The sequence below is a fragment of the Piscirickettsia salmonis LF-89 = ATCC VR-1361 genome, from assembly GCF_000297215.2.
Taxonomy (GTDB): Bacteria; Pseudomonadota; Gammaproteobacteria; order Piscirickettsiales; family Piscirickettsiaceae; genus Piscirickettsia; species Piscirickettsia salmonis.
Genome location: NZ_AMFF02000115.1, coordinates 1 through 9,954, shown reverse-complemented (window position 1 = coordinate 9,954; position 9,954 = coordinate 1). Strand labels below are relative to the sequence as shown.

Here is a 9,954-nt window from a genome sequence, read left to right as displayed (position 1 = left end):
AGGTAGCGACGCTTACGATCTCCTCAGCTATATCAGCTGGATGACACTCCAATACTTTCTTTCTTCTAAAATAGCGTTTCATTTTTGGTGTGTTATATCGCTTTTTCTAAATTTTGAAGAAGAAAGCTCTTATATTATAGTTATATAATTTAAATTTAATTTTTAAATTAAATTTAAATTAAGTTTAATGTTTTTTTTAATTATTTTTAATGAAATTTAATAAATATTAAATATGTTATTTTATTTGTAGTTTATGTTTTATGAAATTTTAATTTGGCTGCGATCTAGAGTTAAGGCAATACTTCTATGGATGTGTTGCTAAAGTTTAGTTTTTTTTTGGCTTTGTTGGGAAGGATAATTTGAGTGCTCTGACAAGGCTTGAATTAATTAAGTCAAGCCTGTTCTTATTAATTTTTCTATAACTATATAATTAAGAGGACTAAACAACTAAATACTTATTATTTATCCCTTAACTTTTATCTGCTTCTTGATTTTGACCTGAATCTTGGTTGTCTGTTGGAGTCGCTTTTGGCAGATAGTGAATATACTGGGTGAAGATCAGTGTCATTAGAAATGGAAAGATGAGTGCGTCGGTGAAAATGGTCACGACCTCTTCAATACCAAATCCTGCGGCTGAGATATTGCCTAGAGAGTTATTTATATTGGCTAGTATACTGCTAACAAGCATATACGCGAGTAGTGGGGGGAGTAGTAAGAAAAAATTACTGCGCCAGATACTTTTGCAACGCTGAATGCTAAAACGAATGCTCTTAATAATATTTTGCTTTTCAAATAATAAAATACAAGGAGAAAAGAGGACAAAGCTTGTACTGATTAAAATAACCAGTAAGGGGACAAAGAACATGGCAGCAGGTAGAACCTGACTGATTAACCAACCTACGCCAAATGCGACAACTTGAATGCTAATTAATAGCAATAAGATGAGCGCTAGCATGGGAATAAAGCGCGTAGTTGACTGTTTGATAATCTGGCGAAAGGGCGTTTGCTGGTTCATATAACGCTCTTGTAAAGTGAATAATTGAGCGTTTTGGCTTAAGGCGATAATGCAGAAAAAAACCAGCTGAGAGGCAATCATAATCACGACTGTTGCTGTTTTTTGCATGGAACTTGAGCTTACTAGCTGTGTCATGATAGTGTAGCGATAGAGTGATGCCAGTGCGAATGTTGCAAAGGCGATTGGAAAAAGTCGCGCAAAGGCGTGTTTGTATAATCCCCAGGCGCGTTGAAAGAGGAGAGCCGCTGGCACTTTATTTTGGTCTGACATCTACATTTCTCTATTAAACAAACTACAATGCCGTAGTATACAGGAAATGGAGCATTGTCAATGGCTTTTTTACGTTGGGAGATTTATAGAATGACTGACGGGTGTGTTGAACGTACCGTATTCAATCCGCAGAATCAGCTCGAGCAATTACGCCAATTCTCAGAGGTGGTTGCAGATACGGGAGATATCGCTAGTTTTGTTAATTATCAGCCGAAAGACGTGACAACCAACCCGTCGTTGCTGTATCAAGTGGCTGAGAAGCAAGAATATGTGCCTTTAGTGAAAGAGGCGATTGACCGGGCAATGCGTCCGGCGGGTTTTGATGTGGATTTATGCTTGGATGTGTTGGCGGTGGCGATTGGTCGTGAGTTATTACAGTTAATCCCTGGTGTGGTGTCGACAGAGATTGATGCACGTTTATCCTTTGATAGTGAGGCGATGATCGCGCGTGCAGAGCGCTTAATTGCTTTATACCATGATTATGGTATTGATAAAACACGTGTTTTGATCAAAATTGCCAGCACTTGGGAAGGTATTGTTGCTGCGCGAGTGTTGGAACAGCAAGGTATTCATTGCAATATGACCTTGGTTTTCTCTAAAGAGCAGGCGATTGCTTGTGCTGAGGCGGATGCTTATTTGATCTCACCTTTTGTTGGGCGGGTGCAAGATTGGTATAAAGAGAAGAGTATTGCCTATGATGGGCACCCAGGCATTGACTTGGTACGAGAGATTCATCGTTGTTTTAAGCAGGCTGATTTTAAAACGGTGGTGATGGCTGCGAGTTTTCGTAGTAGTGATGAAGTGGTAGCTTTATCCGGTTGTGACCGTTTGACGATTCCACCCAAGGTATTAGCTCAATTACAAGAGAAAACAGCCGGTTTTGAGCGTGCTTTAGTCAATGATATTGCCGTTGCCAGTGATGACTCCAAGATTGCTGCAATGACAGAAGCTAAATTTCGTTGGGCGATGAATCAAAATCCGATGGCTGAGGAAAAGCTGGCTGATGGTATTCGTCGCTTTGCTAAAGATACGGTCCTCCTTGAAGAAAAAATGCGGGCTGCTGCTAAATACTAGGTGGTTAGCCGTTGCTGTTTATAGAGGTTTTGCCTAACTGAGATTTTTTCTTAGTGCATGGCTGAAGTGACTTTCAGCATAATTAACGATGAAATGTGGTATGATCTTCGCAAAGTTTAAGTGAGCGATGATGCCACATTTTTTTGTTATTGCTATTTATTGAGGATGTGATGAAGGTAACCGCTATTTACCCTGGAACATTTGATCCGATTACCAATGGCCATACTGATTTAGTTGAGCGTGCGTCACGCCTTTTCTCTAAGGTCGTGGTGGCTGTTGCCCATGTGACGCACCCGAGCAAAACGCCGCTATTTACTGTTGATGAGCGTGTGCACATGGCTACAGAGGCATTGATGCATTTAAATAATGTTGAAGTGTGTGCATTCCGGGGCTTGTTAGCAGACTATGTGCAAAAGCAGCAAGTTCATTTATTAATTCGTGGTTTACGTGCGGTGTCTGATTTTGAATATGAGTTTCAGCTTGCGGCGATGAATCGTCAACTCGCCCCTGATGTTGAAACAATGTTTTTGACACCTTCTGAGAAGTATTCGTTTATTTCGTCTACCTTAGTGCGTGAAGTATCGAGTTTAGGTGGTAATGTATCTGCTTTTGTTGCTGCAAATGTTGCTAAAGCATTACAGGGTAAATTTGTAGAGACAGCAGAAAAAACCAGTGATGAAGTAAAAAAATAAAATTTAAGTAATTTGATTAAGTAGCACAGAGCGATGGCGTTAAAAATCTTTGATGAATGTATTAATTGTGATGTCTGTGAGCCCGAATGTCCCAATGAGGCTATTTATCAGGGCGAGGACATTTATGAGATTGACCCTGATAAATGCACGCATTGCTTGGGTCATTTTAAGACGCAGCAATGCGTAGAAGTTTGCCCGGTCGATTGTATTATTATTGACCCAGAGAACCCTGAAAATGAAGAGACGCTGTGGGCGCGTTATCATCGTTTGACTGAGAATAAATAGTAAATTTAATTATGAATAATTGGCACACCCAAACTATATAAGGCACCAACAACCGTTCCATTCATACAGGTGACAATGGTTCCGGCTAGCATGGCTTTAAAGCCGAAGTTCACAATGATTTTACGCTTTTCGGGCATTAAGCTGGTAAAGCTACCTAACATGCTGCCGATGCTACCAAAGTTGGCAAAGCCACACATGGCAAATACCATCACAATTTGTACCCGTGGATCTAAATGGTGCATCGTCGCAAGTTGGCTATAAGCGATGAGTTCATTGGTGGCAAGTTTAGTGGCCATCAGTTCTGCGGCCATTTGTGCATGTTCCCAGGGAATTCCCATCAGCCACATAAAAGGCACAAGCAGATAACTGAGCAATAGCTGCACGCTGACTGTATGGCCATAGATGTGAGGCAGTAAGGCGAGGCCGTGATTGATGAAGCTGACTAAAGCAAGCGCGGCAAGCATCATAATGATAATGGCCATCAGCGTTTTACCGCCCTCAAAAATACCTTGTGTTAAGGCATCCATGGTACTGGAAGCTGACTCATGAGTTAGATCAGTCTGGTTGGTTGTGACCGTTTCTGTCTCTGGTACCATGATGCGCGAGATAGTAATGACTGCAGGGATGCCCATAACGACGGATGTAATCACATAGCCAATCACGCCGTTCGGGAATATAGGTTGCAAGAAAATGACATATAGCCCCATTACTGTGCCGGCGACGGCAGCAAGGCCCATGGTCATCATGGTGAAGATTTCACTGCGGGTTAAGTGTTTAAGGTAGCCGCGAATGGTGAGCTGAGCCTCAGGGAAACCTAAGAAAATATTTGCAGAAAGCACTGTGCCAAGCGCGCCGCCAATACCAGCAAAGCGGTGTAATGCTTTAGAAATATGACGAATAATAAAAGGAATAATGCCCCAATAGGTTAAGATAGCACCAATGGCACCGATGACAATGACCATTGGTAACGCTTGCAATGCTAAGATAAAGGTGTTGCCACCCGGCTTGACCTCAAAGGGCGAGGGTCCACCGCCAATATAACCAAAGACGGTGGAGGTCGCTTCGATGACTGATTGCTGTAATGCAATAATAACTTCATTCATTTTAGCAAATGCTAGGCTAAATAGCGGGACATAAAAGAGAATAAGGGCAATAATAACTTGAGCGATTAGCCCATAGCCGACTGGTTTCCATTTGATCGCACGTTTATTTTCACTAAAAATAAAGGCAAGTAGACAAAAGCCTAGTAGCCCCAGGATACCGTGGAGAACGGATTGAATCATATTATTGCTCACTTTCGTTAATGCTTGGGAAGTGAATATTCCCATCATGTTAGAGAATTGCTAAGGGATTCTATCAAAAGTGATGATGTTTGTCAGCTTCGTGTTGATAAATTGTGTTGTGCAAGCGATTAAGCTGGTGAGGTATGGGCTGAGCTATTTTCATTCGCATTCTCTTCAAAATGGTCCGAATAGATCAAGATAGAGCAGATAAAGCATAGTAAAGTGCTATTCTAAAATTTTATTATTACAACTTACAAATAAAGTAATGAGAAAAGTTCTTACATATATAATTTAGTGTTGTTCTTAATAAGAAGCAAGGTTGTTCAGCTTTACAGTTTGACAGGCTGGAAATTTCTTGCTGCCTAAATACTGCTGCTTGTTAATATTAAAATATCTAAAAATATATTTTAATATTAAGTGTTAAGTTTTTAGAGGTATTTCAGAAGGAAAAATGATTTACTTAGAGTATATATTTTAAGAAATTTTATTCTATTATTTTTGCAAAGGTGATGTTTAAATCTAGAGATATAGTAAAGCGAGAATATAGCTATGCTTGCGAGTCGTGCTTGTTACAGCACAATAACCTTATACTCATAATTTTAATCGGTTGTTATATATTATTTACACTTGTTTTTATTAAAGTTATATGAAGAGCTTGAAATGGTGTTTAAGTAACTAAAGATAGGATAATCATGACGATAAATTACGAGACCTTGGAACAATTTCGAGGTGAACTACTTGAAAAGCTTCGCCTGTATAACCCTAAAGATTTGCAAAAGCATACTAGTATCACGGATATCTATTATGGAAATACTGATCTAGCATTTCAAAGAATATTGCAAGAAGCTTGTTTTAAAAGAGACTTACATTGGTATTCAACAAGAACTGGGCGCACACGCACGATGAGTTATATCAAAGAAATTATCAGTGCTAACCCGGAAAAATACCATGAGCTGCAAGAGTTATTGACGCCATTTGGTGGTTGTGAGCCTGATTATAGTAAGAAGGCAATGCGTTATTTTGCTTGCCGTGGTAGTTTAGCGGGTTTTGATTCTCATAATAAATCTGTGAATCAGGCCTATGAAAATTATTTTGCAACGAATAGTTCAGACAATCCATACTCTACCTCAAGCCAGTTTCTAGACGAGCAGTTAGGTGGTCATTACCGCAAGTGTTCAGAGGATGATTTTGATCTCGATTCTGGCATGGGACAACATTAAATCAGTAATTAAAAAAGGCTCTTGCAGTATTTATCTTGGTATTGGCTTATTTTTAACCCCTATTCAGTAATTGTCGACAGGGGTTAAATAGATCTCAAAATAGTGATAAAGCTTTAAGTTTAGCGCTTATTTAAATTGAGCTTAGCAAAAGCCGCGGCCATGGCTGACTCGCCTTGGGATGGCGGCGATTTTTTAGTCGCTTTATTATTATACTTTGTCATATTGGTTGCATTACCGGCTTGTTTAGGTTGCTTGTTTTGTTGATTGCTTGCTGAGTCATCTAAGCGCATCGATAAGGCAATACGGCGGCGAGCAAGATCAATATCAACGACTTTGACTTTGACAATGTCACCTGCTTTAACGACTTCATGCGGATCACTAACAAAGTGGTTTGCCAGTACTGAAATATGTACGAGGCCATCTTGGTGTACACCGACATCAACAAAGGCGCCAAAATTCGTGACATTGGTGACTACCCCTTCAAGGGTCATATTTTCTTTTAGATCTTTAATATCGTGAACATCGTCTTTAAATGTTGCTGCTTTAAACTCTGGGCGTGGGTCGCGGCCGGGTTTATCAAGTTCGCTGATAATATCTTTAATGGTTGGCTCACCAAACTGATCATTAATATAATCTTGGGCTTTTAATGTACTTAAAAATGTGTGATTACCAATCAAATCTTTAATGCTTTGGTCGTTTTTAGCTGCAATTGCTTTAACAACGGCATAGGTCTCAGGGTGGACAGCAGAGGCATCGAGTAAGTTATCACCGTTATTAATACGCAAAAATCCTGCGGCTTGTTCAAAGGCTTTAGCCCCTAAGCGTGGGACTTTTTTTAATGCTGTGCGGTTTTTAAAAGGACCTTGCTCATTACGGTAGGTGACGATATTTTGAGCGATGGTGGTATTTAAGCCAGCGATGCGGGTAAGTAGCGGTGCTGAGGCCATATTAACATCAACACCTATGCGATTAACACAATCTTCGACAACGCCGTCCAAAGAGCGGGCGAGCTGAACTTGATTGACATCATGTTGATATTGACCTACACCGATGGCTTTGGGTTCTATTTTAACCAATTCTGCTAATGGGTCTTGCAGGCGACGGGCAATGGAGACTGCACCACGAAAAGAAACATCCAGGTTTGGAAATTCCAGGGCAGCCAGTTCAGAGGCAGAATATACTGAGGCGCCGGCTTCTGAAATCATAATCTGAGTAAATTTTAGTTCAGGACACTGTTTTTTAACGGCTGTGACGAGTTGGTCAGTTTCTCGTGATGCTGTGCCATTGCCGATGCTGACCAGTTCGATATTGTGTTTTTTGATCAATGTGCCAATGACATGAATGGACTGATCCCATTGGTTTTTCGGTACATGGGGAAAAATCGTTGTATGCTCAATCAGTTTACCTGTGGCATCAACAGCAACAACTTTGACGCCGGTGCGTAGGCCCGGGTCTAAGCCTAAAGTCGAGCGGGCACCGGCTGGCGCGGCTAATAGTAAATCTTTGAGGTTAGTTGCAAAGACTTTAATGGCACCTTCTTCGGCACGTTCACGAATTAAACTAAAAAACTCAGATTCTAAACGGGTGAGTAATTTAATACGCCAGGTCCAGCGTATGGTTTCTTGTAGCCAGTGATCAGCAGGACGTCCCTGATGACTAAAATTTAAGTGGTGCATAATCAATGCTTCACTTTGCCCTGAGTCTGTTTTACTAGGTTCAGGTAAAAGCTGTAGGTTTAATACGCCCTCGCTACGCCCACGAAACAGCGCTAAAGCACGATGTGAGGGAATTTTACTGACCGCTTCTGAGAATTCGAAATAATCTTTAAACTTTGCACCAGTTTCTTCTTGGCCACCAATGACCGTCGCTTGGATTTGGGCGGCATCTTTTAAGAATTGACGGAGGGTTTCAATCAGTGTGGCATCTTCTGTAAAGCGCTCCATTAAAATATAACGAGCACCCTCTAAGGCTTTTTTAGTATCAGTAATCGATTGATCTTGATTGATATATTTTTCAGCTTCCGTCTCAGGGGTTAAATTCGGGTCATAAAATAGAGCATTAGCTAAGGGTTCTAAGCCAGCTTCTATGGCAATTTGACCTTTAGTACGACGTTTGGGCTTGTAAGGCAGATAAAGATCTTCAAGCTGATGTTTGGTCTCTGCTTCGATAATATTGGTCTTTAATTCAGGGGTCAGTTTGTCTTGCTCATTGATGCTTTTTAATATGCTCTCTCGACGTTCTTCGAGTTCTCTGAGGTAGCGTAGGCGTTCTTCTAAGGCACGCAGTTGTGAGTCATCAAGCGTGCCGGTGACTTCTTTACGATAGCGCGCGATAAAAGGCACAGTCGAACCTTCATCCAGTAGCGTCGTTGCTGCTGTGACCTGCCATTCTTTGACAGCGAGTTCGTTTGCAATTTTCAGGCTAATATTCATAGCAACCAGTCTCATCCATCTTAATACAACGTTTATATAATTGAGACAGGGTAATCGAATTAGTCAAAAGCGTCTAGAATGAATAGCAAATCTAGACTCGCGAATGTGGGCGTTTAATTAATGGCGTGTTAGCGAGCATAAGTTTGAATGATGTTTTGAATTGTACCATCTTTACGCATTTCTTTAATGACGGTATTGAACTTAGGCAAACTTTCAGCAAGCTCAGATTGCTGATGAGTGGCTAATACAATATGTAATGTACGGTAATTGTAAGGTAAGAGAGTAAAATTTTTCTCTAGTTCCATCATTGTTAATAGTTGCTTGCCTAGTGTTTCTTGAGTGATCGTTAAGTCATAACGATTGAGGGCGATTTTACGAAAACAGTCTGCTTGATTTTTGCTGAAGAGGGCTTTTATTTGATGAGATTTGAACTGTTGTTTAGCCCAGATATTATTTTGGTCAATACAGATCTTTAATGTTTCTAAGTCATTAAAGGATGATATTTTTTTTAGATTAGTTAAATTTTTATTTTTTTTAAGCACAAATGCTTTAGAGCGTATGGTGATGATCGGTTCAGATGAAATGAGTACAGTGATGTTGCTTGCCTGATTTTTGCTTTTATTTTCTTTTTCATTTGGACTTGATATTGTTGGAGCAGGAATTTTATCAGCGGTGGTAATAAGGCCGCTGATAATGTTTTCTTTAACGAGTGCTTTAGCTTGATCGAGTGGAAAACTGGTTGCCTCGCTTTGCAGGTCAGCTCGCGATAGTGCGATGCGTACGATGTCAATGATAATACCTTCTAGTTTTCCTGAGTCTAATTGATAGCTATAAGGTGGCCAATTGTACTCATAAGCAATAGTATGAGATTCAATCAGAGAAAATGCTGGTTTTGAGGCTGTTAAGGCCAAGATAAAAAGAAGTCCTGAGTGTATTTTGTTCATTATGATTTACTATAGTAGGCGTAATTAAATTTTTGTCTGTCTTTTATTTTTTAGATTAAATAATCTGAATTGTCTAAGTTTATTTGTAATTTTTTTTATTTATTTTTAATAGAACGTGATTGTTTTAAGTCAGTGAAGAATGGTAGGATGAAAGTGAACTTTGGCGGTTCATAAACGATCACAAGGAGGCTTAATTCATGTCTATGAAAAAAAGTTTTATAGGTGTTACAGCATTTTTAGTGGCAACAAGTGTTAATAGTTTTGCAGCAGAGTCTGCAACAGGCAAACTTAATATTACAGCGAAAATTGTTTCTGGTATTGCGATTGAACAAACCACAGCAATGGCGTTTGGCGATATTGTTTTACCGAATAAAGCAGGAGTAAAAGAAGATGCCAGCGCCGACGGTCAAATGACAGTGTATGGCACTCCAGGAAGCGCAGTGAAAGTCACTTGGCCGGCAAAAACAGACATTAACAGTGGCAGTGACAGTCTTGAAGTTTCTGTTGTCACTAAAGGTGGTGGTAAAAGTGATGCCAAGGATAATTTAGATGAAGATGGTCAATTGGCGGTTGACGTCACAGGGACTATAAAAGACTTAATGCATGATACTGTCGCGGGTGATTATGCGGGAACCTTGACGTTTACCGCAGCTTACCAATAATATTTAATTTTCATAATTTTTTCTAAGAGTTAAGAGCCTTAAGAATAAGGCTCTTTTTTACTCACCTTACGCACTGA

The 9,954-nt window shown here is 40.0% G+C and carries 9 protein-coding genes; 5 read left to right on the top strand and 4 right to left on the bottom strand.

All coding sequences use genetic code 11. From position 1 onward, the window contains the following. Positions 1–469: 469 nt before the first annotated feature. Positions 470–1,285 carry a hypothetical protein gene (locus tag C200_RS11210; RefSeq protein WP_016210908.1) on the bottom strand — a complete coding sequence of 272 codons (816 nt, stop codon included), beginning with the start codon at positions 1,283–1,285 and terminating at the stop codon, positions 470–472. Between the two features lie 60 nt (positions 1,286–1,345). On the opposite strand from C200_RS11210, the gene C200_RS11205 reads away from it, so the two are divergent. From C200_RS11205 to C200_RS11195, 3 genes are all read left to right on the top strand, one after another. Then, positions 1,346–2,359, top strand: a complete 1,014-nt coding sequence (locus C200_RS11205) for a transaldolase (protein WP_016210905.1) — start codon at positions 1,346–1,348, stop codon at positions 2,357–2,359. Between the two features lie 170 nt (positions 2,360–2,529). Then, positions 2,530–3,051 carry a pantetheine-phosphate adenylyltransferase gene (gene coaD, locus C200_RS11200; protein ID WP_016210913.1) on the top strand — a complete coding sequence of 174 codons (522 nt, stop codon included), beginning with the start codon at positions 2,530–2,532 and terminating at the stop codon, positions 3,049–3,051. 33 nt (positions 3,052–3,084) lie between these two features. Then, positions 3,085–3,336 carry a YfhL family 4Fe-4S dicluster ferredoxin gene (locus C200_RS11195; RefSeq protein ID WP_016210914.1) on the top strand — a complete coding sequence of 84 codons (252 nt, stop codon included), beginning with the start codon at positions 3,085–3,087 and terminating at the stop codon, positions 3,334–3,336. A gap of 5 nt (positions 3,337–3,341) precedes the next feature. On the opposite strand, the gene C200_RS11190 is transcribed toward C200_RS11195, so the two are convergent. Then, entirely contained in the window at positions 3,342–4,667 is a 1,326-nt protein-coding gene (locus C200_RS11190; protein ID WP_230389121.1) for a NupC/NupG family nucleoside CNT transporter, read from the bottom strand. 644 nt (positions 4,668–5,311) lie between these two features. Between C200_RS11190 and C200_RS11185 the strand changes: the two genes are divergently transcribed. Then, on the top strand, positions 5,312–5,839 hold the full coding sequence (locus tag C200_RS11185) for a hypothetical protein (RefSeq protein ID WP_051307343.1): 528 nt from the start codon (positions 5,312–5,314) through the stop codon (positions 5,837–5,839). Positions 5,840–5,958: 119 nt separating this feature from the next. On the opposite strand, the gene C200_RS11180 is transcribed toward C200_RS11185, so the two are convergent. Together C200_RS11180 and C200_RS11175 are read right to left on the bottom strand one after the other, a co-directional pair. Further along, complete coding sequence (locus tag C200_RS11180; RefSeq protein ID WP_016210906.1) at positions 5,959–8,271, bottom strand: Tex family protein; 2,313 nt, start codon at positions 8,269–8,271, stop codon at positions 5,959–5,961. A gap of 128 nt (positions 8,272–8,399) precedes the next feature. Beyond that, positions 8,400–9,215, bottom strand: a complete 816-nt coding sequence (locus C200_RS11175; protein WP_032126715.1) for a substrate-binding periplasmic protein — start codon at positions 9,213–9,215, stop codon at positions 8,400–8,402. A 197-nt stretch (positions 9,216–9,412) separates the two neighbouring features. Between C200_RS11175 and C200_RS11170 the strand changes: the two genes are divergently transcribed. Then, positions 9,413–9,877 carry a DUF4402 domain-containing protein gene (locus tag C200_RS11170; protein WP_016210915.1) on the top strand — a complete coding sequence of 155 codons (465 nt, stop codon included), beginning with the start codon at positions 9,413–9,415 and terminating at the stop codon, positions 9,875–9,877. Positions 9,878–9,954: the final 77 nt, after the last annotated feature.